The following is a 26147-nucleotide window of genomic DNA, read 5'->3' as shown; positions in this document are numbered from 1 at the left end:
TGGATGTGTAGGAGCGTGGATCAACTGGCGGTGCTGTACCGGCGGACTCCGGATTCGACGGCCGGTATCTGTGCCGCGGTGCTGCCGGATGCCTGGAACAGCACCAGGTGTTCGGCGGCCACGCGAATGCCGACATCGGCACCCACCAGGTGGTCGGCGTGGCTCGGGAAGATCGATTCCAGCTGGCTGCCGGTGGGCAGTTGCAGGCGGTACAACGTCGAGGCGCCAAGGAAGGTTTTGCCGATGATCCGCGCTTTCAGCGGGCTATCCGGGGCGTAGACGATATCGTCGGGACGCAGCAGCACGTCCACGGCGCCGCCGGTCGGCCAGGTATAGGCGCGGTTGCCACGCAGCTCGCCAAGTTCGGTCTGCACCGACTCGGGGGTCTGCAACTGGCCACGAATGAAGTAACCCTGGCCGATGAAGCTCGCGACGAAAGGTGTCAGCGGCTCGTGGTACAGGTTGTAGGGCGTGTCCCACTGCTCCAGCCGACCTTCCTTGAACACCCCGACCTGATCGCTGACCGCGAAGGCTTCTTCCTGGTCGTGGGTCACCAGAATCGCACTGGTGCCACGGCTCTTGAGGATGTCGCGGACTTCGTGGCTGAGCTTGCGGCGCAATTCGCCATCGAGGTTGGAGAAGGGTTCATCGAGCAGCAGCAGTTGCGGCTCCGGGGCCAGTGCGCGAGCCAGGGCCACCCGTTGTTGCTGGCCGCCGGAAAGCTCGTGGGGGAAGCGCTTGCCGAGGTTCTTCAGGTTCACCAGTTCGAGCATCTCGGCGGTGACCCGGTCTTTGTGCGGGTGCTTGCGAATGCCGAAGGCGATGTTGTCAGCCACGCTCAGGTGCGGGAACAGTGCGTAGTCCTGGAACACCATGCCGATCCGGCGTTTCTCCGGGGCGAGGGTGAAACCGGCACTGGAGATGGTTTCTCCCGCCAGTTGGATTTCCCCTTCGTGGACCGGTTCAAAACCGGCGATGGCCCGCAGGGTGGTGGTCTTGCCACAACCGGAGGAGCCAAGCAGGCAGCCGATGTCGCCAGCATTGAGGTGCAGGTTGAGGTTCTGGACAACGCGCTGGTCCTGGTAGCCGCAGGCCAGGTTGCGCAGGTTCAGCAGTAATGTATGACTCATGCGTGGTGGTACGCCGGGGGAACGAGGAATTCGAGCAAGGCCTTTTGCGCGTGCAGGCGGTTTTCTGCCTGGTCCCAGGCCACCGAGCGGCCGTCGTCGAGCAGGTCGAGGCTGATTTCTTCGCCGCGGTGGGCAGGCAGGCAGTGCATGAACAGGACATCCTCGGCCGCCAGGTCGAGCAGGGCGCGGTTGACCTGGTAGGGCGCAAACAGTTTGAGGCGCTTGGCGGTTTCTTCTTCCTGGCCCATGGAGGTCCAGACATCGGTGCTCACCAGGTGTGCGCCACGCACGGCATCCTTGGGGTCGCGGACGATGGTCACGCGATCGCCGGCTGCCGCCACGAATTGCGGGTTGGGCTCGTAGCCCTCGGGGCAGGCGATGCGCAACTGGAAGTCGAACTGGATGGCCGCTTCTATATAGCTGTTGCACATGTTGTTGCCGTCGCCGATCCAGGCCACGGTCTTGCCCTGGATCGAACCGCGATGCTCAAGGAAGGTTTGCATGTCGGCCAGCAACTGGCACGGGTGCAGGTCATCGGACAGGCCGTTGATCACTGGCACGCGGGAGTTGGCGGCGAATTCGGTCAGGGTGCTGTGGGCAAAGGTGCGGATCATCACGGCGTCGAGCATGCGCGACATGACGATGGCGCAGTCGCCAATCGGTTCGCCACGGCCCAGTTGGGTGTCGCGCGGCGAGAGGAAGATGGCCTGGCCGCCGAGCTGGATCATGCCGGCTTCGAACGACAGGCGAGTGCGGGTCGAGGACTTCTCGAAGATCATCCCCAGGACGCGGTTTTTCAACGGCTCAAACAGTACGCCGCGGTTACGCAGGTCTTTGAGCTCAATGCCTCGACGGATCACGCTGACCAGCTCTTCGGGCGTGCAATCCATCAGGGAGAGAAAGTGCCTTGCGCTCATCATTGACTACCTTTTGCAACGGACCGCAGATACTCAAAGCCTTGTTTAATTAAAAAAACGGGCGAGACCTGCGGCGTAAGCCGCACGGGGCGACGAAATAGGGGAAGGCGCAATATTGACATTAAATGTCGCGCCTTACCAATAGGCTACGGTGTTTAGGGGATTTCAGAGGGGCTACGGGGTGACCGCAGTAGCGCTTTTGAAGCCTGTTTCCTGACAGCAGCAAGCCCTTTGTACACTGCCCCCGCGCGCCTTGGCAATCGAGCGCAGCGCACAGGCGGGCGTACCAGTCGGTTTTTGCCCTGCCGGTCGCCAACTGGCGGGGTGCTATCGGCAGGCCTGATGGCCGCCGATTCACAAGACGAACGTCGCTGGTGCAGTGGTCGGACTCGGCCCATAGTTTTACTCCCGCAACCGCGCCCTGGTTGCCCCGAATAAAACAGAGACTGGCCATGACCAAGACTCTTAACCACCGTGCGTGCCACCTGTGTGAAGCCATCTGCGGCTTGACCATCGAAACTACCGTCAGCGACAACGCGGGCCTGCAGATCACTTCGATCAAGGGGGACCCGCTGGATAGCTTCAGTCGCGGTCATATCTGCCCCAAGGCGGTGGCGCTGCAAGATATCCAGAACGATCCCGATCGCCTGCGCCAGCCCATGCAGCGCGTCGGCAACGAGTGGCAGGCGATTGGTTGGGACGAGGCCTTTGTGCTGGTCGCCGAGCGCCTGGCGACGATCCAGGAGCGTCATGGGCAGAACGCGGTGGCGGTGTATCAGGGCAACCCCAGCGTGCATAACTACGGGCTGATGACCCACAGCAATTATTTTCTTGGGTTACTGAAGAGCCGCAATCGCTTCTCCGCGACGTCCGTCGATCAGTTGCCCCATCACCTGACCAGCCACTTGATGTATGGCCATGGGTTGCTGCTGCCGATTCCAGACATCGATCACACCGATTTCATGCTGATCCTGGGCGCTAATCCACTGGCGTCCAACGGCAGCATCATGACCGTGCCGGATGTGGAGAAACGCTTGAAGGCGATCCAGGCGCGTGGCGGCAAAGTGGTGGTGGTCGACCCGCGGCGCAGCGAGACCGCAGCGATGGCCGACCAGCATGTGTTTGTTCGGCCTGGGGGCGATGCGGCGTTGCTGTTTGGCGTGCTCAATACCTTGTTCAGCGAAGGCCTGGGTCGCGACAGTCATTTGCCGGTGGATGGGCTGGATCAGGTGCGCCAGGCGATTGCGCCATTCGATGCCGAGGCCATGAGCCCGTTGTGTGCCGTGCCGGCCGAGCAGATCCGCCAACTGGCGCGCGATTTTGCCGCCGCGCCGACGGCGGTCTGTTATGGACGCATGGGGGTTTCGACCCAGGCCTTTGGCACCTTGTGTCATTGGCTGGTGCAGTTGATCAACCTGGTCACCGGCAACCTGGACCGGGTTGGCGGGGCGCTGTGCACTGAACCTGCGGTTGATCTGGTGGCGTCGACCTCGGGCGGGCATTTCAATCTGTGGCAAAGCCGGGTCTCCGGGCGGCCGGAATACGCGGGTGAGTTGCCGGTATCGGCCCTGGCCGAAGAAATGCTCACGGGCGGCGAGGGGCAGATTCGCGCCCTGATCACGGTAGCTGGCAATCCGGTGTTGTCGACGCCCAATGGCCGGCAACTGGAGCAGGCGCTGGACGGCCTGGAGTTCATGGTCAGCGTCGACCTGTACATCAACGAAACCACGCGTTACGCCGACCTGATCCTGCCTTCGACCTCGGCGTTGGAAAACGATCACTACGACACCACGTTCAATATGTTCGCGGTGCGCAATGTCAGCCGCTTCAACCGGGCGATCCTGCCCAAGCCCGAGGGCGCGCTGCATGATTGGGAGATCTTCGTCGGCCTGGCCAAGGCCTTTGCGGCCAGGACCGGCAAGGAGCTCAAGCCTACGCTGCCACCGGCACAGATGATCGACTTTGCCTTGCGTGCCGGTCGCTACGGTGACGCCTCCGAGCACAAGCTGTCGGTGGCCAGCCTGTTCGATCATCCCCATGGCGTCGACCTGGGGGCGCTGAAGGCCAACCTGGGGCCGCGCCTGAAAACGCCCAACCAGCACGTGCAAGCGGCGCCCGCGGCGATACTCGCGGACCTGCAGCGCTTTGCCGCCCTGCAAGCGCCGGCGGCGGATGAGTTGTTGATGATTGGCCGACGCCATGTGCGCAGCAACAATTCGTGGATGCACAACTACTACCGCCTGGTGAAAGGCAAGCCGCGTCATCAGTTGTTGATGCACCCGGACGACCTCGCTCAGCGCGGGCTCAGCGACGGCCAGCGGGTGCGGGTCAGTTCACGGGTCGGCGAGATCGAAGTCGAGGTGCTCGGCAGTCCCGAGATGATGCGGGGCGTGGTCAGCCTGCCCCACGGCTGGGGCCATGCCCGGCCTGGAGTGCAGATGGGCATCGCCACGGCGCAACCGGGGTCAAGCGCCAACGACCTGACGGATGAGCGTCAGCTTGATGAGTTGTCGGGAAACGCAGCGCTCAATGGTGTGCCGGTGACGGTGGCAGCGGCCTAGGTATGTCTGTCGGGGAGACCGAGCATCGCGTCGGTCTTTCCGTTACAATGCGCCACCGTGCCGACAACTGAGTCGGAAAAGTTCAGCCGAGGTGCTCCATGGATATCATCGAAACTATTAAAGAGCAGATTGCCAACAACACCATTCTGCTTTACATGAAAGGCTCGCCGAATGCCCCACAATGTGGCTTCTCCGCGAAAGCCGCGCAGGCCGTCATGGGCTGTGGTGAGAAGTTCGCTTACGTGGACATCCTGCAGAACCCGGAAATCCGCGCCAACCTGCCAAAGTACGCCAACTGGCCAACCTTCCCACAGCTGTGGGTCGGTGGTGAATTGGTTGGCGGTAGCGACATCATGACCGAAATGGCCGCTGACGGTTCGCTGCAGTCGACCATCAAGGCTGCTGTGGAAAAGGCTGCTGCTGGCAAGACCGAAGCCTAAGTGGTGTAGGCGCTGGTTTGCCAGCGAACCCTCGCAGCAGATCAAAAAAAGCCCCGCCTCTCTATAAGAGGGCGGGGCTTTTTAATGGGTGGTAACTTTGCGTTATTCACCCATCTGCGATTGCAGATAGTTCTCGATTCCAACTTTATCGATCAGGCCCAGTTGGGTTTCCAGCCAGTCGATATGTTCTTCCTCGGACTCGAGAATGTCTTCGAGCAGTTCACGGCTGCCGAAGTCGCCAACGGTCTCGCAGTGGGCGATGGCGGTTTTCAGGTCGGCGTGACCGGTACGCTCGATGCGCAGGTCGCACTCGAGCATTTCCTTGGTGTGCTCGCCGATGTGCAGCTTGCCCAGGTCCTGGACGTTCGGCAGGCCTTCGAGAAACAGGATGCGCTTGATCAGCTTGTCCGCGTGTTTCATCTCGTCGATGGATTCTTTGTACTCGTGCTTGCCCAGCTTGTTCAGGCCCCAATCTTCATACATGCGGGCATGCAGGAAGTACTGATTGATTGCGACCAGCTCATTGGCAAGGATCTTGTTGAGATGCTGGATGACTGTTACGTCGCCTTTCATGATGGGGGTCCTGTCCTTAAGTGCGGTATATAAGGCCGAGTTTGAGCCTGCAACTTCTTAGTGTCAAACCTAAGTTATTGAATAATATATGAAAATTAATCGGAATAAGAATGTTTGTGTTCCGCATCCTGACGCTAAGCGATTGAATTACAGACATAAAAAAACCGGACACTAAGTCCGGTTCTCTGAAATGGGTTACTTATGCGGCGGAAAATTCTACGGGAAAGGGAATCGCCGCCTGGCTCATCTGCAGGTCGGCAAGGGTTTCGCGAACCACCTGCTTGGCAAGGCAGGCGCATTTGCCGCATTGGCTGGCAACGCCGGTGGCTTCACGCACCTCACGGTAGCTACAGCAACCTTCGTAGATTGCATCGCGGATCTTGCCGTCGGTGACGCCAGTGCAGAGGCAGACATACATAGAGTGAGAACCCATCGCTGGTTATGGCTCAATTGCGATGGATCTTAATGTTAACGAGAATGATTGTCAAAGTGGTTTCCGTGCCTGTTGTGATCGTTCGTCACTTGCCTGACGAACGGCTACATGGCGACAGGTCAAAAACGCAGTGTATGATGGTCGGTCTTTGCGAACGGTAGCCGTTTCACGAAGCTGTCGTTTACCGGCGGCAGACTGGATCGCTACCTTTCTTCACGCACTACACCAGGAGATATCCAATGAGCGTACTCGTAGGCAAACAAGCCCCTGACTTCACCGTACCGGCCGTACTCGGCAATGGCGAAATCGTCGACAGCTTCACCCTGTCCTCGGCCATCAAAGGCAAATACGGCCTGGTGTTCTTCTACCCGTTGGACTTCACCTTCGTTTGCCCGTCCGAGCTGATCGCTCTGGACCACCGCATGGCTGACTTCAAGGCGCGTAACGTGGAAGTGATCGCGGTGTCGATCGACTCGCACTTCACCCACAACGCCTGGCGCAACACCCCGATCAATGCCGGCGGCATCGGTCAGGTCCAGTACATCATGGCTGCTGACATGAAGCACGACATCGCCAAGGCGTACGACGTTGAATCCGAAGGCGGCGTAGCTTTCCGTGGCGCGTTCCTGATCGACGACAAAGGTGTTGTCCGCTCGCAGATCGTCAACGACCTGCCACTGGGCCGTAACATGGAAGAGCTGATCCGTCTGGTCGACGCGCTGCAATTCCACGAAGAGCACGGCGAAGTTTGCCCGGCTAACTGGAAAAAAGGCGACAAAGGTATGACTGCTTCGCCAGAAGGCGTTGCTGCTTACCTGTCCGAGAACGCTGGCAAGCTGTAAGCCACGCGCCTCAGGCACAAAAAACCGGCCCAAGTGGCCGGTTTTTTGTGGGTTGAGAAAAACCTGCGACCGATCAGTCGTTGAAGTCTTCCCAGCCGCCCATTTGTTTCCAGCGGTTGACGATGCCGCAGAACAGATCAGCGGTCTTCTCGGTGTCGTAGCGAGCCGAGTGGGCCTCGCGACCGTCGAAGTCGATGTCTGCTGCCTGGCAGGCCTTGGCCAGCACGGTTTGGCCGTAGGCCAGGCCCGCCAGTGTCGCGGTGTCGAAGCTGGAGAACGGGTGGAACGGGTTGCGCTTCATGTCCAGGCGCGCCACGGCGGCATTGAGGAAGCCCAGGTCGAAACTGCTGTTGTGGCCGACCAGGATTGCCCGTTTGCAGCCATTGGCTTTCAACGCCTTGCGCACGCCGCGGAAGATATCGGTCAGGGCCGTCTCTTCACTCACGGCCATGCGCAGCGGATGATCGAGCTTGATGCCGGTGAACTCCAGCGCCGCAGCTTCGATGTTGGCGCCTTCGAACGGCTCTACACGGAAGAAGTAGGTGTGGTCCGGGAACACAAAACCCTTTTCGTCCATGGCGATGGTCGTCGCGGCGATTTCCAGCAGGGCGTCAGTGGCACAGTTGAAACCACCGGTTTCAACGTCAACGACGACTGGCAGATATCCCCGAAACCTGGCTGCCATCGGGTGACGCGAGCCGCCACCACCTTGACCTTCCTGTTCGTCGTCGTAATGGTCTTCACTCACGCGTGTTCCTCCAGCAGGCGCCAGCGCAGTTTTTCACCGGCGCGCAGCGGGATGACAGTCAGCTCGCCGAAGGGCAGGCTGGTTGGGGCGGTCCATTCTTCGCGGACCAGGGTAATGCGATCGGTGTTCGCTGGCAGGCCGTAGAAACGCGGGCCGTTGAGGCTGGCGAAGGCTTCGAGCTTGTCCAGCGCGTTACGCTGTTCAAACGCCTCGGCGTACAGCTCGATCGCGGCATAGGCGGTGTAGCAGCCGGCACAGCCACAGGCGGCTTCCTTGGCGTGCTGGGCATGGGGAGCCGAGTCGGTACCGAGGAAGAACTTTTCACTGCCACTGGTAGCGGCATCCAGCAGGGCGACCTGGTGGGTGTTGCGCTTGAGGATCGGCAGGCAGTAGAAGTGCGGGCGAATCCCGCCAACCAGCATGTGATTGCGGTTGTACAGCAAGTGGTGCGCGGTGATGGTGGCGCCGACGTTGGCCGAGGCCTCGTTGACGAACTGCACGGCATCGCCGGTGGTGATGTGTTCGAACACCACCTTGAGCGTTGGAAAACGCTCGACGAGCCGACGCATGTGCTCGTCGATGAAGATTTTCTCGCGATCGAAGACGTCGACGTCGCCGCGGGTGATTTCACCGTGGATCAGCAAGGGCATCCCGACTTCGGCCATGGCCTCGATCGCAGGGAAGATCTTGTCGATACTGGTGACACCGGAGTCCGAGTTGGTCGTTGCACCGGCCGGATACAGCTTGGCGGCGTGCACGAAACCGCTGGCCTTGGCGGTGCGGATTTCGTCCGCGGTGGTGCGGTCGGTCAGGTAGAGCACCATCAGTGGCTCAAAGCGGCTGCCGGCCGGGCGCGCAGCGAGAATGCGCTGGCGGTAGGCGTCGGCTTCAGCGGCATTGCGCACCGGTGGTACCAGGTTGGGCATGATGATGGCGCGACCAAAGGTGCGCGCGACATCCGCGACAGTATTGGGCAACGCAGCACCATCGCGAAGATGAATATGCCAGTCGTCGGGACGCAGCAGGGTCAGGCGGTCGGACATTGGGGATTCCAGGCGGGTCAAACTCATGGGAATGCTACCGGAAAAGACTCTTGCAGGCACTCGCTATCAAGTTTTGTCGGACGTAACCGATATCACCAAGGTATGCCGTAAACATGTGTGTCGGTCTTTTTGTTGCAGAAGTCAGTGGAGCCTCCCGTGCGCCAGCGTTATCTAGCCTTGCTCAGTGTGTTCGCCAGCCTTCCTGCCATGGCACTCACTTTCCAGACGCGCCTGGAGAGCACTGAGTGGAAGGTCGAGGGCGACAAGTTCGAATGCCGCCTGAGCCAACCGATCACCGATTTTGGTGCGGGCGAGTTCGTGCGGCGGGCGGGCGAGCAGGCCACCTTTCGATTGAAAGCCTATAACCCGATGCTCAGTGGTGGCTCGGCGACCTTGCTGGCGGCGGCGGCACCCTGGCAGCCAGGGCGTGCGGACATCAACCTGGGTTCGGTCAGGCTGGGCAGTGGCGAGGTGCTGTTCAACAGTTCGCAGGCGCAGGCCGGTCGCCTGATCGGTGGTTTGATGGAGGGCCGGAGTCCGTTGATCCGGCATTCGGCGCCTGACGGTCGAGTGTCGGAAGTGCGCCTGCTGCCGGTCAGTTTCAGCAAGGCCTATGCCGATTACCAGGGCTGCGTAGCCAAATTGCTACCGATGAACTACGAGCAGGTGAAGCAGGCGGCGGTAGGTTTTCCAGGGGGCGGAATCGAACTGGATGCACAGGCGAAAAGTCGCTTGCAGGCCATGCTGAGCTTCATGAGGGCCGATCCGACGGTCAATCATATTCAAATTGACGGCCATTCCGATAACAGCGGCAATCGCCTGACCAACCGTGACCTGTCGCGACGCAGGGCGCTGGCCGTGATGGATTACCTCAAGGCCAACGGCATCCAGGAATCACAGGTGACCCTGCGCTTTCACGGCGAGCGTTATCCAGTGGCACCCAACAGCAGTGCCGCCAACCGGGCGAAAAACCGTCGGGTCAGCGTGCAGCTCGAACGACTCGAACCTGCGGCCGATCCTGCCCCTCAAGTCAGCTCTGCGGGTGGCGCGGCAGCGACCTCCTGAACCCGTCGAAATCGTCGCCCGCTCGACATAATCTGTCGCTTCGTCGTCATAAGCTGTCGCGCCTCTGTAATTTATCCGCTCGCAGCGTTAGACTTATCGGCTTTCCGTAGAACCCCGTGGAGTGATGGCATGGCGGACGTAAACAAGGTCGTTCTGGCGTATTCCGGCGGCCTGGACACTTCGGTGATCCTCAAGTGGCTGCAGGATACTTATAACTGTGAAGTGGTGACATTCACCGCTGACCTGGGTCAAGGCGAAGAGGTCGAACCGGCTCGCGCCAAGGCACAAGCCATGGGCGTCAAAGAAATCTACATCGACGATCTGCGCGAAGAATTCGTGCGTGATTTCGTGTTCCCGATGTTCCGTGCCAACACCGTATACGAAGGCGAGTACCTGCTGGGTACTTCCATCGCACGTCCGTTGATCGCCAAACGCCTCATCGAAATCGCCAATGAAACCGGTGCTGACGCCATTTCCCACGGTGCCACCGGCAAAGGCAACGACCAGGTTCGTTTTGAACTGGGTGCCTATGCCCTCAAGCCAGGGGTAAAAGTCATTGCTCCATGGCGTGAGTGGGACCTGCTGTCCCGCGAGAAGCTGATGGACTACGCCGAGAAGCACGCGATCCCGATCGAGCGCCATGGCAAGAAGAAATCCCCGTACTCGATGGATGCCAACCTGCTGCACATCTCCTATGAAGGCGGCGTGCTGGAAGATACCTGGACCGAGCACGAAGAAGACATGTGGAAATGGACCGTCTCCCCGGAGAACGCTCCAGATAAACCGCAGTACCTGGAACTGACCTACCGTAACGGCGACATCGTTGCATTGGACGGCGTCGAAATGACCCCGGCCACCGTGCTGGCGACCCTCAACCGTATTGGTGGCGAACACGGTATCGGTCGTCTCGACATCGTCGAGAACCGTTACGTGGGCATGAAGTCCCGTGGCTGCTACGAAACCCCAGGCGGCACCATCATGCTGCGCGCCCACCGGGCGATCGAATCGATCACCCTGGACCGTGAAGTGGCTCACCTCAAAGACGAGCTGATGCCCAAGTATGCCAGCCTGATCTACACCGGCTACTGGTGGAGCCCAGAGCGTCTGATGCTGCAACAGATGATCGACGCTTCCCAGGTGCACGTGAACGGCGTGGTTCGCCTGAAGCTGTACAAGGGCAACGTGATCGTTACCGGTCGCAAGTCCGACGAGTCGTTGTTCGACGCCAACATCGCCACCTTCGAAGAAGATGGCGGCGCTTACAACCAGGCGGATGCTGCTGGCTTCATCAAGCTCAACGCCCTGCGTATGCGCATTGCAGCCAACAAGGGCCGCAAGTTGTTCTGATGCTGTTGCGCTGATCAACCGTTGTGCGCCTGCTTGAGGCGGGGGCACAACGGGCGCGACCTGTTCTGTGGGCCTCGATGGCCAAGCGTTAATCTGTCATCCGGGCAGTAGCGCCGTTATCCGCAATACCGCCAGCTTTCCCCTCCCTTTGTTCCTGCCTCGATGAAAAACCATCTTGCCGGTCTGTCACTGCATCAAGACGGGAATCAGTCTTGCGAACGACAGTCATTGCCTGCGTGCTCACGTTATAGAACAGGCACACGGAATCCTGAGCATTGAGTGCTTTTACATCAGACTTCTTCAACTTTTCATTGATCACTGGCTCCGACTCCTGACAAGTCAGCAGCATTGTCAGTCTCGGTTGGCTTGGCCGGGGTTGGTCGAGTTTCTCCATCAACTGACAGGTGTCCTTTTTCTTGCGGATCCACCGGGCATCGACGATACGTATGTATTGCACCGAAGCGGGCATGGGCAACTGCTGTTGAGGGCGCAGGTGGGTGTAGAAGGTGATGCCAGGGGGCGGGTCCTGCGTGCTGGGAAGCAAGTAGTCGGGCTTGGTTTTGACCGCCCCAGGGCTCTTGCGCGGGTCTGGGCGTGCGGGGTTGACCTTGCTTGCTTGGGCCGTGGCAGAAGCGGATTTTTTCTCGCCTCGGGTGGCGTCATCGATCACCTTCAAAAACTGCTTGCTCTTCTGGAAGTCCGAAGGTGCATACAGGGATTTGTAGTTGAAGTTGAGGGTGATAAAAAATAGGAATAGCAGGTAGAAGGGGAAACTGATTAAAAACCATATATATACTTCCCGGTTCTCATCATCGAGGAAGGGCAATGACACCGCGGCGGAAGTTTCGGACAGTGCCGCGAAGATCGCAATGATTGTCATGGGGTTGGCGATTTTTTTCTGAAGTACGTTCATTTTGGCTACTCGCTTGATGTTTGAATGACCTTTGATGGTAATGTTAAGGGGCAACCAGCCTGCGTGGTGCCATAATCTCTTTGAGGGGGCACTTGTTACGATAAAACTTAATTGGTTTCTCGGTTGTCAGGGTTGTTTCTAGATATTTTTTTGGGTGTTGGTTAGTTTGAGTGTTACCTGGCTTTTATGTGGGGTGGCGGAGTTCCGTTCGAGATTAAAGGTTCTCCAAGTTCTGTTCGCTAGGCTCGACTCATTGTTGTTGGAGTGAAGTTTAGCGAAGGGAGACGCAGTTGCATCCTAAATGTTAGTTTGATCTTCACTCCTTGTCATGGGCGAAAATTCGTTATTGGTGCAGGGGGGATGCGGGGCTTAAACTTTAAGCGACATTGTTTTTTGTGATTTCCTGTGGGAATAATCCTTGATGTTTGTAGGGATTGTCTCTCGCAGGGGGTGCTTGCCTTGGGCGGGATCCCCAGGTCGAAACGACTAGGCTATTGTGCTGACTCTAAAAATTCGAACAGCGAAAATTGGACTTGCCCATGAATAAAGTGCTGATCGTGGATGATCACCCCGTCATTCGACTTGCTGTACGCATGCTAATGGAGCGTCATGGCTACGAAGTTATTGCTGAAACGGACAATGGCGTGGATGCATTGCAACTTGCCCGTGAACACATGCCGGATATCGTCATACTGGATATAGGCATTCCCAAGCTGGATGGTCTGGAAGTCATTGCGCGTTTGAATTCGATGAGCTTTTCCGTGAAAGTGTTAGTCCTGACTTCACAGACGCCCGGGCATTTTTCGATGCGCTGCATGCAGGCGGGGGCAATTGGATATGTCTGCAAACAGCAGGAGCTCACCGAGCTACTCAGCGCTATCAAGGCGGTATTGTCTGGGTACAGCTATTTTCCGAACCAGGCATTGCACTCGGTCCGCTCGTCGCTGGGTAATACCAGTGAGTCGGATATGGTAGAGCGCTTGTCCGGAAGAGAGATGATGGTGTTGCAACAATTGGCCCGGGGCAAGACCAACAAGGAAATAGCCGATGGCATGTTTCTCAGTAATAAAACCGTCAGTACTTACAAGACTCGGCTTCTGCTCAAGCTGAACGCTCGCTCGCTTGTCGATCTGATTGAACTGGCCCAGCGAAATGGGCTGGTCTGAGGTGCGAGGGTACAAGACGGCTAGCCCGACACTTCGCCACCGAAGTACTTTTTGGGGCACGGATCGCTAAATGACAAAAGCCTCCACGGAGGGAGGCTTTCAGCGGTCAGAGGTCAAAGTCGTAATCGGCCAACTGCTTTTGCAGACGTCGCTCCTCCAGGAGATTATCGATGGTGCGGCGCTTGTTCAGGTTGGTCTTGGCGACCTCCACCATAGGTTCTGCATCATCGCTCTCAACAGGGGCGAAGTCGTCTTCTACGTCCAGTTGTTCTTTGCCAGTACTCATCAGGTCAACTCCAGGCTAAGAGAGCCATTGGCGCCCCTTATATCGACAATCTCCTGGCGGGTAAAAAAGATTTTTTCAATCGATAAATCAATAAAACCAATAGCGCCTCAATCGTCGGAGGTTTTTTGCTTGAATTCGCACAGGTCTTCGATCCTGCAACTGCCACACCGGGGCTTACGCGCCAGGCACACATAACGGCCATGCAAGATCAGCCAGTGGTGGGAGTCGAGGAGAAATTGCTTGGGCACAAACTTCATCAGCTTGTGTTCGACTTCGACGACATTCTTCCCAGGGGCAATACCGGTTCGGTTACTGACCCGGAAAATATGGGTGTCGACGGCCATGGTCAACTGTCGGAACGCCGTGTTCAGCACCACATTTGCAGTCTTTCTGCCTACTCCTGGCAGTGCCTCAAGCTCTTCCCGGGTTTGCGGCACCTCACCGCCATGCAGCTCCACCAGCATGCGGCAGGTCTCGATGACATTCTTCGCCTTGCTGTTGTACAGCCCGATAGTCTTGATGTACTCGGACAAGCCCTCGACGCCGAGCGCATGAATCGCCGCCGGGGTGTTGGCTACCGGGAACAGCTTGGCCGTGGCTTTATTGACGCCGACATCGGTAGATTGCGCAGAGAGGATCACTGCGATCAACAGTTCGAAGGGCGATGAATAGGCCAGCTCGGTTTTCGGTTCTGGATTGTCTTCGTGGAACCTGCGGAAAATTTCCAGGCGTTTTGCGGCATTCATGGGCAGAGCAATTCCTTGCAGGCGTTCAGGGTGTCGGAGAGCGGCCGAGCCAGGCTTGCCTGGCTGCCAGCAGCAATCCCAACAGGATAAACCCACCGGGGGCGAGGATGGCCAGTCGTACGCTGCCGTCGGCAGCCAGCCATGGCAAATGCCAACTGATCGAGCCGTGCCCCAGCACTTCGCGCAGCAAGCCCAGGCCAATCATCAGGCTGACGAACAGGGCACACAAACGCAATCGGTCAAGCAGGCGGGTCTCGGTGAAAAAGCCGTTGCGCTCCAGCACCACGCATTGCAGGGCGATCAAGCCGATGTAGAAGCCCAGGTGCTGATGCAGCTCAAGCGCCCAGGCCTGAGTCGCCAGCGCAGCCAGGCTGGTCAAAGTGGCGGCTAGCAGCACCCCGGCAGGCAGATGCAAGGACTCGCTGAGCCAGGCTCGCAACAGACGCATTTTCAGCCCATAGACAGCGATCACCAGCACGCACAGCAGCGCCAGGCTCAAGGCCGTCAGCAACGTGTCACTGGCGCCGATCAGTGGCGCCAGCATCAAGGAGTTCTGGAGGGTCGAGGTCTTGTTCATGGCGCGCTGCCGAGCAGTTGTGGTTGGTGTTCATCGAAATAGCGCAAGGCATCGTGGGTCGCACTGATCACCGCACGGGAGGTGATGGTCGCACCGGCCAGTTGATCGAACTGGCCCTGGTCCTTTTTCAACGCCCAGCCGCTGTCGCCCGGCTCACTCCGCGACTTGCCGATAAAACCCGCCAGCCAAGGGTTGGGGTGTGTGGCGATCATGGCTCCAAGCCCCGGGGTTTCCCCTTGCTTGAGGGTTTTGACGCCCAGCAGCCTGCCCTGGCTATCGATCACCAGCAGCAGGTCGATGGGGCCTTCATAGCCGGTGACCCGACTCAGCAAAATGATCGCCGCAGGCTTGCCATTGAGGTTCGCCCGGTAGCCACCCAACAGTGTGCTGTTGGCCAGGACCACGCCCTTGATCGCCAGTGGCTGGTCCAGCGGCTGATTGTCGTAGCTACCCGCCGGCAGCATGTCCAGCAGGTTGCGGCTCTCGATCAACCGCTGTTGCGCGCCAATCCGCGGCGCCAAGAGCTGTTGCACCAGGTAAGTGGCGCCAGCACACAGGACGGCGATGATCACCAGGCTCAGGACGCTGAGGCTGCGTTTCATGATGCCGGCTCCGGTTGCGCTGCACAGAGGCGCTCTAGGGCTGGCACGCAGAGGTTCATCAGCAGCACTGCAAACGCCACTCCGTCGGGGTATCCGCCCCAGGTTCGGATAAGGTAGGTCAACAGGCCCACGCCGACACCGAACAGCAGGCGTGCCTTGGGACTCTTGGCCCCGGACACCGGTTCGGTGACGATAAAAAACGCGCCGAGCATGGTGGCACCGCTCAACAGGTGAAACAGTGGCGAACCGTGGGAGTCGGACCCCGAGCCGTTCCAGCACAACAGGCTGATGACGAACAGGCTGCCGAGCATCCCCACCGGGGCGTGCCAACTGAACACCCGTTGCTGCAAGAGAAAGGCGCCGCCGGCGAGAAATGCCAGGCTCACCCATTCAATTCCCTTGCCACCCAACTGCCCAAATGCCGGGTTGGCGGCGAACAGTTCGTCGATGGTCAGGCTTTTATTGATTCGCAGGCTGTCCAGCGCGGTGGCCTGGGCCCAGGCGTCCGGTTGGGCGGCTGCGCTGAAGCCGAAAATCTGCTGCAGGCCACCCTGCAGGCTCAGTCCGTGGCTGGGCCAGTGGGTCATCTGTTGCGGGAAACACACCAGCACCAGGGCAAAGCCGAGCATGGCCGGGTTGAACGGGTTTCTACCCACGCCGCCATACAGGTGTTTGCCGAACAGCATCGCCCCGGCCGCCGCGCTCACCGTCAACCACCAGGGGCAGTAGGCGGGCAGTGCCAGGGCCAGCAAGGTGGCGCTGACCAGGGCGCTGCCGTCACTCAGGGCCGGCTTGAGCGGGTAACCGCGCAGGCGCAGCACCGCGGCTTCCACTGCCAGTGCACTGGTACACGCCAGCAGCAGATTGAACAGCACGCCCCAGCCGCTAAACCACAGCAACAGCAGGATGCCCGGCACGGTGGCCAGCAGCACACGCTGCATCGCCTGTTGCAGGCGATCGTCGACGGGTTCAAGGGGCGACATAGTCGTTCACCTGGCGCTCGGCCTCCTCGAGCCTGGCGCGTGCCTGGCTCAAGAGCTCTGCCGGTGTCTGGGCCTGTCGCTGCAGTTTGCTCACCTCGGCGCGGGCATAGGCCAGTTCAGTCTTGAGTTGTCGCAGCTGACTGTCGATCGGGCGTTTTTCCCGGCGCAGTAATTGCGGTGGCGGTTTGTCGCTGGCGTCCTCGGCGGCGTGCAAGGCGTGTTCGGCCTGTTCCAGCGCGGCCCTCAGGGCCGCCAGTTGCTCGGCAGGCGCAGCGTTGTCCTGGGCTTTCCTCAGTTCGGCGCGGCGCATCGCCAAGTGGATTTTCGCCCGCTTGAGTTCAGCGTCATTGGCTGGTGCGGGCGGTTGCGGAGGATTGGCCGGGGCGCTGCTTTCGAGCTGCGCCAAGGCGTGTTCGGCGGCTTCGAACTGCTGTTGCAGCACCACCAGTTGAGCTTGTTGCTCGCTGGTCGGCGGATGGCCGAAGGCTTTCAGGGATTTGTGCAGTTGCGCGCGGCTCATCGCCACATCGATCTTGGCTTTTTTCAGGGCAGCATCGGCCGCTGCGGCTTTTTGCGCTTGTACGCGGGCGATGGCGTCCTGCACCGGATTGGCACCAGTGGCTGCCGGCTGTGCGGCTTTGGCTGCGCGTGCCGCGCGCTCGGCCAGCCTCTGCTGTTCTTCGCGCTCCAGCCGGGCGTTGCGTTGTTCGAAGCGCCGGCGGGCATGCTCGCGTTTGACGCTACGCGCTTGAAATTGCTCGGGAGTGAACGCCAGGCCGCCAACGATCGGCAGTACCTGGGCCGAGGGCAGGGGGTGCATTTCGATGCAGTCCACCGGACAGGGGGCTACACACAAGTCACAGCCGGTGCATTCGTCGATGATCACGGTGTGCATCAGCTTGGCTGCGCCGACAATCGCGTCGATCGGGCAGGCCTGGATGCACTTGGTGCAGCCGATGCATTCGGCTTCCCGGATATAGGCAACCTGTGGCGGCGCCGAGCCCCGGCTGTGGTCCAGTTGCATGACCGGCAGCTTCAGCAGTTCGGCGAGTGCGGCGATGGTCTCGTCACCGCCTGGCGGGCACTTGTTGATCGCCTCGCCGCTGGCAATGCCTTGGGCATAGGGCTTGCACCCGGGGTGACCACACTTGCCGCATTGGGTCTGGGGCAGGAGGGCGTCGATGCGTTGAATCAGACTCATGTTTTGATCAGTCCACTGAATCCGAGAAATGCCACGGCGATCAATCCGGCGCTGATCAGGTCGATCGGCAAGCCACGAAAGGCCATCGGCACATCGTTATTGAGGGTGCGCTGGCGCAAGTCGCTGAACAGGCCCAAGACCAGCCAGAAGCCCAATCCGGCGCCCAGGCTCAGGGCCAGGTGCCAGGTCAGGCCCTGGTCGCTATGCATGCTCATCAGGCTCAAGCCCAGCACGCCGGCGTTGCCGAGCAGCAACGGCCAGAGTCCGGCAAATGGCAATTGCGGCAAGGCCCGCGTCAGCCCCCGCAGCAGCAGTGAAATGGGCAGCACACTCAAGGGCAACAACAGCAACAGGTACAGGGCCGTCAGGCCCAGCGGCACCAGCAGCCAATGATAAGCGGCATAACCCAGGATGCCGTTGAGCAGCATCAGGCAGGTGGTGCTGATGCCCAGGGCGTGGACCTGGCGCCGTTCTGCCTGGGGGGCGCGAGCGGCTTGCAGCAAAGGATCGACGCCCAGCGGCCACTGCAACAGAAAGTTGTTGATCAGGGCAGTGCTGATGAGTGTAAGCAGAAGGTCGGTCATGGCGTGCCGGGTCGAGGGAAAGGCCTGTACATGAAGATTAGGCAGTATCCGGCGGGGCAGATATGAAAATCCCACCGTCGCGGCGTTGCGTGACGGTGGGATCGGTCCAGCCAGGCGGATTACTTGATGCGCTGCCCCGGCTTGGCGCCGCTGTCCGGGCTCAACAGGTAGATCTCTGCGCCGCCAGGACCGGCTGCCATGACCATGCCTTCGGAGATACCGAAGCGCATTTTACGTGGCTTGAGGTTGGCGATCATCATGGTCAGGCGACCTTCGAGCTTGGCCGGGTCCGGGTAGGCACTCTTGATGCCCGAGAACACGTTGCGTTGCTCATCACCGATGTCCAGGGTCAGGCGCAACAATTTGTCCGCACCCTCCACAGCTTCGGCCTTGAGGATCAGGGCGACGCGCAGGTCGACGGCGGCAAAGGCGTCGAACTCGATCTCGGCCGACAGTGGGTCCTTGGCCAGCTCACCGTTGCCTTGTGGGGCCGCGGTGCCGGTGTCGGTCTGGCTGGCCGCGAGGTCTTCTTTCGAAGCGTCGGTCATGGCCTGGACCTTGACCGGGTCGATCCGGGTCATCAGCGGCTTGAACTCGTTCAACTGATGGTTGGCGAGCAAGGTCGCGTGGTCGTTCCAGGTCAGCGGCGCGACGTTGAGGAACGCCTCGGCGTCGGCGGCCAGCAACGGCAGCACCGGCTTGAGGAAGATCACCAGTTGGCGGAACAGGTTGACGCCAGTGGCGCAGATCGCCTGGACTTCTTCCTGCTTGCCTTCCTGTTTGTTCAGCGACCACGGCGCCTTGTCGGCGATCCAGGCGTTGGCGCGGTCGGCCAAGCCCATGATTTCGCGCATGGCGCGGGCGAAGTCGCGGGCTTCATAGGCGTCGGCGATGCTCGGTGCAGCGGCCAGGAAGGCCTCGGTCAGCTCCGGCGCGGCGTTGGTGTCGACCAGCACGCCGGCATTGCCTTTGTGGATGAAACCGGCGCAGCGACTGGCAATGTTGACGACCTTGCCCACCAGGTCCGAATTGACCTTCTGCACGAAGTCTTCCAGGTTCAGGTCCAGGTCGTCGACACCACGGCCCAGCTTGGAGGCGTAGTAGTAACGCAGGTATTCCGGCGACAGGTGGTCCAGGTAGGTACGGGCCTTGATGAAGGTGCCGCGCGATTTCGACATTTTCTGGCCGTTGACGGTCAGGTAGCCGTGCACGTTGATCCCGGTCGGCTTGCGGTAGCCCGCGCCCTCGAGCATGGCTGGCCAGAACAGGGCGTGGAAATTGACAATGTCCTTGCCGATGAAATGGTACAGCTCGGCGGTGGAGTCCTTGGCCCAGTACGCGTCGAAGTCCAGCTCGGGACGACGGGCACACAGGTTCTTGAAGCTCGCCATGTAGCCGATGGGGGCATCCAGCCAGACGTAGAAGTACTTGCCTGGCTCGTCTGGGATCTCGAAGCCGAAGTACGGCGCATCGCGGGAGATGTCCCACTGTTGCAGGCCGACATCCAGCCATTCGGCGATCTTGTTCGCTACAGCGTCCTGCAGGGTGCCGCTGCGGGTCCAGGTCTGGAGCATCTGCTGGAAGTCCGGCAGCTTGAAGAAGAAGTGCTGGGAATCCTTGAGCACCGGGGTGGCGCCAGAGATCGCCGACTTCGGATCCTTCAGGTCGGTGGGCGCATAGGTGGCGCCGCATTTTTCGCAGTTGTCGCCGTACTGGTCTTCGGTGCCGCATTTCGGGCAGGTGCCCTTGATGAAGCGGTCGGCCAGGAACATTTGCTTTTGCGGGTCGAAATACTGGGTGATCGAACGCGTGGCAATGTGCCCGGCGTCACGCAGCTTGAGGTAGATCTGGCTCGACAGCTCACGGTTTTCTTCGGCGTGAGTGGAGTGGAAATTGTCGAAGTCCACCAGGAACTCGGCAAAGTCGGCGCTGTGTTCGGCCTGGACGTTGGCGATCAGTTGTTCCGGGGTGATCCCCTCTTTTTCTGCCCGCAGCATGATGGCCGAACCGTGGGCGTCGTCCGCGCAGACGTAAGTGCATTGATTGCCGCGATGCTTCTGGAAGCGCACCCACATATCGGTCTGGATGTACTCAAGCATATGGCCAAGGTGGATTGAACCATTGGCATAGGGCAGGGCGCTGGTGACGAGGATCTTGCGTGGCTCGGACATGGGGCTCGGCTACTTGATGAAACGGAGGTCGGCCACTATAAAGCGCTGGCGCAGAATTTTCACCCCGTGTGGTTGTTTCCTCCGATGATTGAATAAGGGGGGCCGCGAAAAGATCAGAACAGGTAGGATAGTCGCCTGTTTTTCCAGACTTGTTATCGGAGTTGCCCATGAGCGCCGTCAATCGCGCAGCGGTGGAAGCCGTCCTTCGCCAGTACACCGACCCTTACCTGAACCAGGATCCGATCAGCGCCGGTTGCCTGCGCGGCATCGATATCCAGGGTGATCGCGTTAGCGTCCAGCTGGAACTGGGTTACGCCGCCGGCCTGTTCAAGAACGGCTGGGCACAGATGCTGCAGATGGCGATCGAAGGCCTGGACGGCGTGACGTCGGCCAAGGTCGAGATCACCACGCGGATTGCCGCGCACAAGGCCCAGGCACAGATTCCGGGCCTGGCCAACGTCAAGAACGTGGTGGCGGTGGCGTCCGGCAAGGGCGGGGTGGGCAAGTCCACCACGGCCGCGAACCTGGCCCTGGCCCTGGCCCGTGAAGGTGCCCGGGTGGGCATTCTCGATGCCGATATCTACGGCCCGAGCCAAGGCATCATGTTCGGTATCGCCGAGGGCACCCGGCCCAAGGTCAAGGACCAGAAATGGTTCGTGCCGATCGAGTCCCATGGGGTCGAGGTGATGTCCATGGCGTTCCTCACCGATGACAACACGCCGATGGTCTGGCGCGGACCGATGGTCTCCGGTGCCCTGTTGCAATTGGTCACCCAGACCGCCTGGGGTGACCTGGACTACCTGGTGATCGACATGCCGCCAGGCACCGGTGACATTCAACTGACCCTGGCGCAGAAAGTCCCGGTGGCGGGCGCGGTGATTGTCACCACCCCCCAGGACCTGGCCCTGCTGGATGCGCGCAAAGGTGTCGAGATGTTCCGCAAGGTCAACATCCCGGTGCTGGGCGTGGTGGAAAACATGGCCGTGCACATCTGCTCCAACTGCGGTCATGCCGAGCATCTGTTCGGTGAGGGCGGTGGCGAGAAGCTCGCCAGCCAGTACGGCGTCGAACTGTTGGCGTCGTTGCCATTGTCGATGGTGATTCGCGAGCAGGCTGACGGTGGCAAACCAACCGTGATCGCCGAGCCGGACAGCCAGATCGCCATGGTCTACCAGGAGCTGGCGCGTCATGTTGGCGCACGGATTGTATTGCAGGAAGCTTTGACGCCGGCGATGCCGAATATCAGCGTCAGCGACGACTAATAAGCTGAAATACGAATCCCTGTAGGAGCGAGCCTGCTCGCGATGGTGTATCAGTCGACACCGCGGTGCCTGACACACCTTCGCGAGCAGGCTCGCTCCTACAGTTGTTCTTTGTCGCGTCTTAGATCCGCAACCCGCCATCCATTTCCAGAATCCGCCCGGTGTAGTAGTCATTTTCGAAGATATAGGCCGCCGAATGGGCGATCTCTTCGGGCTTGCCCATGCGCTTGAGTGGAATCCCTGCGGTCATTTTTTCCAGGGCTTCGGGCTTCATGCCCAGGGTCATTTCGGTTTCGATGAACCCCGGGGCGATGCCCGCGACACGGATGCCGTAGCGCGCCAACTCCCGCGCCCAGGTCACGGTGGCCGCGGCGACACCGGCCTTGGCGGCGGAGTAGTTGGTCTGGCCAACGTTGCCGGCGCGGGAAATCGACGAAATGTTGATGATCGCGCCGGATGATTTGAGCTCGATCATCTTCGCTGCCACCTCGCGGGTGCACAGGAACACGCCCGTCAGGTTGACGTCGATCACTGCCTGCCACTGGGCCAGGCTCATTTTGCTCATCTCGCCGTCCTTGACCTTGACCAGCAGGCCGTCACGCAGGATCCCGGCATTGTTGATCAAGCCATGGATCGCGCCGAAGTCTTCGGCCACCTGGCTCACCATGTGGCACACCTGCTCTTCATTGGCGACGTTGCACAGGTAGGCGCGGGCTTGGACACCGGCCGCCTGGCACGCGGCGACTGCCTGGTCGAGCTTGTCCTGGTTGAGGTCGACCAGGGCCAGTTTCGCGCCCTTGGCGGCGAAATACTCGGCCATGGAGCGGCCTAAACCCTGGCAACCGCCAGTGATAATGATTACTTTGTCAGTGAGTTGCATTCGCATGCCCCAGTTGCAGGTCGAAGTGGTTTCCTCGTCGAGGGCCTCCCGATCTGCGCCTGACGTGGCTAGGCTGCACATGAGAATTGCCCCCGATGGCATCGCTGGAACTTTCTCCAGGAGCCTGTCCGTTTTTTCGACGGATTCTATATAAGGAGTCATAAATTGAGCGTTGAAGCTGCCAAGCATGCCCGAGAATTGCTGCTCAAGGAATACCGTGGAGTGCTCTCGACCCTCTCCAAGGCGATGCCCGGTTTCCCGTTCGGCTCAGTGGTTCCTTACTGCCTGGACGAGCAGGGCCGGCCGCTGATCCTGATCAGCCGGATCGCCCAGCACACCCACAACCTGCAAAAAGACCCGAAATGCTCGCTGCTGGTGGGGGAGCGTGAGGCCGAGGACGTCCAGGCCGTTGGTCGCCTGACCTACCTCGCCGAGGCGCAAAAGCTCGAAGACCCGGCAGCGATCGAAGCAGCGGCGGGACGCTATTATCGTTATTTTCCGGACTCGGCTAATTACCACCAGGCCCATGACTTCGACTTCTGGGTGCTCAACCCGGTGCGTCATCGCTACATCGGCGGTTTTGGCGCGATTCACTGGGTCGACCAGTTGACCCTGGCCAACCCCTTCGCCGGCAAGGCTGAAGTGAGCATGGTCGAGCACATGAACGCCGATCACGCCAAGGCCATCGCCCATTACGTGGAACTGGCCGGCTTGCCGAAGACCGCGCCGGCAGAACTGGCGGGCATCGATACCGAAGGCATGCACCTGCGCATTGGCCAGGCGCTGTACTGGCTGCCGTTCCCGCAGGTCTGCAATACGCCGACACAAGTACGCGAAGCCTTGGTTTTACTGGCTCACGCCGAGCATTGGCCAACAAATGCAGTCAGCGAGGCTTGAAATCACGAAACGGCGACGTCATCTAAGGCTTACTTGCAAGGCATTCTTGCGTTGAGGAACCATTTGATGCGCCCTTTCTTATTGCTCTTTCTGCTGTTTCCGGTGCTGGAGCTGTTCGTATTCGTCAAGGTCAGCGCTGCTATCGGGTTTTTCCCGGCACTGCTGTTGATTATTCTCGGCTCGATGCTCGGCGTGTTCGTGCTGCGTATCGCCGGCCTGGCGACCGCATTGCGGGCCCGTGAAAGCCTGAACCGGGGCGAGTTGCCCGCGCAGACCATGATCGAAGGCCTGATGCTGGCCCTGGGTGGCGGTCTGTTGATCGTGCCGGGTTTTGTCAGCAGCGTGCTGGGCCTGATCATGATGCTGCCGCTGACCCGTCGCCTGCTGGCCAATAAAATGCGCCAGCGCGCCGAAGAGCAGGCGATTCGCCAGCGTGCCTTCGCCGACGACCTGCAACCGCGTGGCGGCCCGGTTCCGCGTGAGCCTTTGGGCCGCGAGCCGAACGTGATCGAAGGCGAGTTCGAACACCGCGACTCCAAGTAACTGCAACATCGACACGGCACCTGCGGGTGCCGTGTGCGTTTCGGCGGCCACTGAAGTAAAAAATTTCGCTGTGCTGCCCTTGTAATAAGCTTGCGCGCCCTTATGTAACGGTCACCGCAAGGTTTCTGGTGATGCTCACCAGACAGACTTCCGCGACTCGCTCGACGAGTCGCAACCGGCACCGCCGGAAATTAACCCCGCCGGGACTACACCGGCCGCTGAAACTACAATTAGGAGAGATCGACAATGAAGCTTCGTCCTCTGCATGACCGCGTCGTCATCCGTCGCAGCGAAGAAGAAAAGAAAACCGCCGGCGGTATCGTTCTGCCAGGTTCGGCTGCTGAAAAAGCCAACAGCGGCGAGATCCTCGCTGTGGGTACCGGCCGCGTGCTGGACAACGGTGAAGTGCGTGCGCTGGCCGTGAAAGTGGGTGACAAGGTTGTGTTCGGCCCGTACTCGGGCAGCAACACCGTGAAAGTCGACGGCGAAGACCTGTTGGTAATGGCTGAGAACGAGATTCTCGCTGTTATCGAAGGCTAAGACCCCTCGTTCATTTTCCCGCGACTACTCAAGTATTTAAGGAATATCGATCATGGCTGCTAAAGAAGTTAAATTCGGCGATTCCGCCCGTAAGAAAATGCTCGCCGGTGTTAACGTCCTGGCTGACGCAGTAAAAGCGACCCTGGGCCCTAAAGGCCGTAACGTGATCATCGAGAAGAGCTTCGGCGCTCCGACCATCACCAAGGACGGCGTTTCCGTTGCCAAAGAAATCGAGCTGAAAGATCGCTTCGAAAACATGGGCGCGCAGCTGGTCAAAGACGTTGCCTCCCGTGCCAACGATGACGCAGGCGACGGCACCACTACCGCTACCGTTCTGGCTCAATCGATCGTCAACGAAGGCCTGAAAGCCGTCGCTGCCGGCATGAACCCGATGGACCTCAAGCGCGGTATCGACAAAGCGACCATCGCGATCGTCAAAGAGCTGAAGTCCCTGTCCAAGCCTTGCGCTGACACCAAGGCCATCGCTCAGGTCGGCACCATCTCGGCCAACTCCGACAGCTCCATCGGCGACATCATTGCCGAAGCCATGGAAAAAGTCGGTAAAGAAGGCGTGATCACCGTTGAAGAAGGCTCGGGCCTGGAAAACGAACTGTCGGTTGTTGAAGGCATGCAGTTCGACCGTGGCTACCTGTCCCCGTACTTCGTCAACAAGCCAGAGACCATGACTGCCGAGCTGGACGGTCCGCTGATCCTGCTGGTCGACAAAAAGATCTCGAACATCCGCGAAATGCTGCCAGTCCTGGAAGCCGTTGCCAAAGCCGGCCGTCCACTGCTGATCGTGGCCGAAGACGTTGAAGGCGAAGCCCTGGCGACTCTGGTTGTGAACAACATGCGTGGCATCGTTAAAGTCGCAGCCGTCAAGGCTCCAGGCTTCGGCGACCGTCGCAAGGCCATGCTGCAGGACATCGCCGTCCTGACCGGCGGTACCGTTATCTCCGAAGAGATCGGTCTGAGCCTGGAAAGCACTACCCTGGAACACCTGGGTAATGCCAAGCGCGTGATCCTGTCCAAAGAAAACACCACCGTGATCGACGGCGCTGGCGTTGAGGCTGACATCCAGGCTCGCGTTCTGCAGATCCGCCAGCAAGTGGCTGACACTTCGTCCGACTACGACCGTGAAAAACTGCAAGAGCGCCTGGCCAAGCTGTCCGGCGGCGTTGCAGTGATCAAGGTTGGCGCTGGCTCCGAAGTTGAAATGAAAGAGAAGAAAGCCCGCGTTGAAGACGCCCTGCACGCTACCCGTGCAGCCGTTGAAGAAGGCGTGGTACCTGGCGGTGGCGTGGCACTGGTTCGCGCCCTGCAAGCCATCAGCGAACTGAAAGGCGACAACGCCGATCAGGACGTCGGTATCGCTCTGCTGCGTCGCGCCGTTGAAGCACCACTGCGCCAGATCGTTGCCAACTCCGGCGACGAGCCAAGCGTAGTAGTCGACAAGGTCAAGCAAGGCTCGGGTAACTTCGGTTACAACGCAGCGACCGGCGAATACGGCGACATGATCGAAATGGGTATCCTGGACCCGGCCAAAGTGACTCGTTCGGCTCTGCAAGCGGCTTCGTCGATTGCCAGCCTGATGATCACCACCGAAGCCATGATCGCTGAGATCAAGGAAGACGCACCAGCTGGCGGCGGCATGCCAGACATGGGCGGTATGGGCGGCATGGGCGGCATGATGTAAG

27 protein-coding genes are annotated in these 26147 nt (G+C 59.8%); 11 read left to right on the top strand and 16 right to left on the bottom strand.

All coding sequences use genetic code 11. The features are described 5' to 3' along the window. Positions 1–20 precede the first annotated feature (20 nt). Entirely contained in the window at positions 21–1130 is a 1110-nt protein-coding gene (locus CKW24_RS05495) for an ABC transporter ATP-binding protein (protein ID WP_095165928.1), read from the bottom strand. Further along, complete coding sequence (gene argF, locus CKW24_RS05490; protein ID WP_095165926.1) at positions 1127–2047, bottom strand: ornithine carbamoyltransferase; 921 nt, start codon at positions 2045–2047, stop codon at positions 1127–1129. Before argF ends, CKW24_RS05495 begins: the two co-directional genes overlap by 4 nt. 452 nt (positions 2048–2499) lie before the next feature. Here argF and CKW24_RS05485 point away from each other — a divergent pair, with 452 nt between their 5' ends. Together CKW24_RS05485 and grxD are read left to right on the top strand one after the other, a co-directional pair. Then, positions 2500–4608, top strand: a complete 2109-nt coding sequence (locus tag CKW24_RS05485; protein ID WP_095165925.1) for a molybdopterin oxidoreductase family protein — start codon at positions 2500–2502, stop codon at positions 4606–4608. A 98-nt stretch (positions 4609–4706) separates the two neighbouring features. Continuing rightward, the gene (grxD, locus tag CKW24_RS05480) at positions 4707–5048 is read left to right on the top strand and encodes a Grx4 family monothiol glutaredoxin (RefSeq protein ID WP_095165923.1); all 342 of its coding nucleotides are present in this window, start codon (positions 4707–4709) and stop codon (positions 5046–5048) included. A gap of 102 nt (positions 5049–5150) precedes the next feature. Here the strand turns inward: grxD and bfr are convergent, their stop codons facing one another. After that, the gene (gene bfr, locus CKW24_RS05475; protein ID WP_095165921.1) at positions 5151–5621 is read right to left on the bottom strand and encodes a bacterioferritin; all 471 of its coding nucleotides are present in this window, start codon (positions 5619–5621) and stop codon (positions 5151–5153) included. A gap of 199 nt (positions 5622–5820) precedes the next feature. Further along, a complete protein-coding gene (locus CKW24_RS05470; protein WP_095165919.1) occupies positions 5821–6039 on the bottom strand; it encodes a bacterioferritin-associated ferredoxin in 219 nt (72 codons plus the stop codon). A 254-nt stretch (positions 6040–6293) separates the two neighbouring features. Between CKW24_RS05470 and CKW24_RS05465 the strand changes: the two genes are divergently transcribed. Beyond that, positions 6294–6896 (top strand): peroxiredoxin, encoded by a 603-nt coding sequence (locus CKW24_RS05465; RefSeq protein ID WP_007922432.1) that lies wholly within the window; start codon positions 6294–6296, stop codon positions 6894–6896. A 73-nt stretch (positions 6897–6969) separates the two neighbouring features. Here CKW24_RS05465 and rnt read toward each other — a convergent pair whose 3' ends face one another. Beyond that, entirely contained in the window at positions 6970–7644 is a 675-nt protein-coding gene (gene rnt / locus CKW24_RS05460; protein WP_095165917.1) for a ribonuclease T, read from the bottom strand. Continuing rightward, the gene (pyrC, locus tag CKW24_RS05455) at positions 7641–8687 is read right to left on the bottom strand and encodes a dihydroorotase (RefSeq protein ID WP_095165915.1); all 1047 of its coding nucleotides are present in this window, start codon (positions 8685–8687) and stop codon (positions 7641–7643) included. The genes rnt and pyrC overlap by 4 nt, the downstream gene beginning before the upstream one ends. Before the next feature lie 156 nt (positions 8688–8843). Between pyrC and CKW24_RS05450 the strand changes: the two genes are divergently transcribed. After that, the gene (locus CKW24_RS05450; RefSeq protein WP_095165913.1) at positions 8844–9752 is read left to right on the top strand and encodes an OmpA family protein; all 909 of its coding nucleotides are present in this window, start codon (positions 8844–8846) and stop codon (positions 9750–9752) included. Positions 9753–9881: 129 nt separating this feature from the next. Continuing rightward, positions 9882–11099: an argininosuccinate synthase gene (locus tag CKW24_RS05445; protein WP_029295244.1), complete on the top strand. Its 1218-nt coding sequence runs from the start codon at positions 9882–9884 to the stop codon at positions 11097–11099. Positions 11100–11187: 88 nt separating this feature from the next. Here the strand turns inward: CKW24_RS05445 and CKW24_RS28355 are convergent, their stop codons facing one another. Then, positions 11188–12012, bottom strand: a complete 825-nt coding sequence (locus tag CKW24_RS28355; RefSeq protein WP_256585403.1) for a hypothetical protein — start codon at positions 12010–12012, stop codon at positions 11188–11190. A 539-nt stretch (positions 12013–12551) separates the two neighbouring features. Here CKW24_RS28355 and CKW24_RS05435 point away from each other — a divergent pair. Continuing rightward, positions 12552–13178 carry a response regulator transcription factor gene (locus tag CKW24_RS05435; protein WP_095165911.1) on the top strand — a complete coding sequence of 209 codons (627 nt, stop codon included), beginning with the start codon at positions 12552–12554 and terminating at the stop codon, positions 13176–13178. A gap of 106 nt (positions 13179–13284) precedes the next feature. Here CKW24_RS05435 and CKW24_RS05430 read toward each other — a convergent pair whose 3' ends face one another. From CKW24_RS05430 to metG, 8 genes are all read right to left on the bottom strand, one after another. Continuing rightward, positions 13285–13464, bottom strand: coding sequence for a PA3496 family putative envelope integrity protein (locus tag CKW24_RS05430; protein ID WP_095165910.1), 180 nt, complete (start codon positions 13462–13464; stop codon positions 13285–13287). 107 nt (positions 13465–13571) lie between these two features. Beyond that, positions 13572–14210, bottom strand: coding sequence for an endonuclease III (gene nth / locus CKW24_RS05425; protein ID WP_095165908.1), 639 nt, complete (start codon positions 14208–14210; stop codon positions 13572–13574). 25 nt (positions 14211–14235) lie between these two features. Beyond that, positions 14236–14787: an Rnf-Nqr domain containing protein gene (locus tag CKW24_RS05420; protein WP_095165906.1), complete on the bottom strand. Its 552-nt coding sequence runs from the start codon at positions 14785–14787 to the stop codon at positions 14236–14238. After that, complete coding sequence (locus tag CKW24_RS05415; protein WP_095165904.1) at positions 14784–15389, bottom strand: RnfABCDGE type electron transport complex subunit G; 606 nt, start codon at positions 15387–15389, stop codon at positions 14784–14786. Before CKW24_RS05415 ends, CKW24_RS05420 begins: the two co-directional genes overlap by 4 nt. Beyond that, on the bottom strand, positions 15386–16372 hold the full coding sequence (locus CKW24_RS05410; RefSeq protein ID WP_095165902.1) for an RnfABCDGE type electron transport complex subunit D: 987 nt from the start codon (positions 16370–16372) through the stop codon (positions 15386–15388). Before CKW24_RS05410 ends, CKW24_RS05415 begins: the two co-directional genes overlap by 4 nt. Next, entirely contained in the window at positions 16359–17573 is a 1215-nt protein-coding gene (rsxB, locus tag CKW24_RS05405; RefSeq protein ID WP_095165900.1) for an electron transport complex subunit RsxB, read from the bottom strand. The genes CKW24_RS05410 and rsxB overlap by 14 nt, the downstream gene beginning before the upstream one ends. Beyond that, positions 17570–18157: an Rnf-Nqr domain containing protein gene (locus tag CKW24_RS05400; protein WP_095165898.1), complete on the bottom strand. Its 588-nt coding sequence runs from the start codon at positions 18155–18157 to the stop codon at positions 17570–17572. The genes rsxB and CKW24_RS05400 overlap by 4 nt, the downstream gene beginning before the upstream one ends. Positions 18158–18276: 119 nt before the next feature. After that, positions 18277–20328: a methionine--tRNA ligase gene (gene metG / locus CKW24_RS05395; protein ID WP_095165897.1), complete on the bottom strand. Its 2052-nt coding sequence runs from the start codon at positions 20326–20328 to the stop codon at positions 18277–18279. A gap of 167 nt (positions 20329–20495) precedes the next feature. On the opposite strand from metG, the gene apbC reads away from it, so the two are divergent. Then, complete coding sequence (apbC, locus tag CKW24_RS05390) at positions 20496–21590, top strand: iron-sulfur cluster carrier protein ApbC (RefSeq protein WP_095165895.1); 1095 nt, start codon at positions 20496–20498, stop codon at positions 21588–21590. A gap of 121 nt (positions 21591–21711) precedes the next feature. Here apbC and CKW24_RS05385 read toward each other — a convergent pair whose 3' ends face one another. Next, positions 21712–22470: an SDR family oxidoreductase gene (locus CKW24_RS05385; protein WP_095165893.1), complete on the bottom strand. Its 759-nt coding sequence runs from the start codon at positions 22468–22470 to the stop codon at positions 21712–21714. A 165-nt stretch (positions 22471–22635) separates the two neighbouring features. On the opposite strand from CKW24_RS05385, the gene CKW24_RS05380 reads away from it, so the two are divergent. From CKW24_RS05380 to groL, 4 genes are all read left to right on the top strand, one after another. Continuing rightward, positions 22636–23367, top strand: a complete 732-nt coding sequence (locus CKW24_RS05380; protein ID WP_095165891.1) for a HugZ family protein — start codon at positions 22636–22638, stop codon at positions 23365–23367. A 66-nt stretch (positions 23368–23433) separates the two neighbouring features. After that, positions 23434–23910, top strand: coding sequence for an FxsA family protein (locus CKW24_RS05375; protein WP_095165889.1), 477 nt, complete (start codon positions 23434–23436; stop codon positions 23908–23910). Between the two features lie 246 nt (positions 23911–24156). Then, positions 24157–24450, top strand: a complete 294-nt coding sequence (locus CKW24_RS05370; protein ID WP_019827816.1) for a co-chaperone GroES — start codon at positions 24157–24159, stop codon at positions 24448–24450. Between the two features lie 52 nt (positions 24451–24502). Beyond that, on the top strand, positions 24503–26146 hold the full coding sequence (groL, locus tag CKW24_RS05365; protein ID WP_095165887.1) for a chaperonin GroEL: 1644 nt from the start codon (positions 24503–24505) through the stop codon (positions 26144–26146). The last annotated feature ends 1 nt before the right edge of the window (position 26147 follow it).

The organism is Pseudomonas sp. Irchel 3H3 (genome assembly GCF_900187635.1).
Lineage (GTDB): Bacteria > Pseudomonadota > Gammaproteobacteria > Pseudomonadales > Pseudomonadaceae > Aquipseudomonas.
Note: the sequence above shows the minus strand (reverse complement) of the source record. Positions and strands in the feature narration are given on the sequence as shown.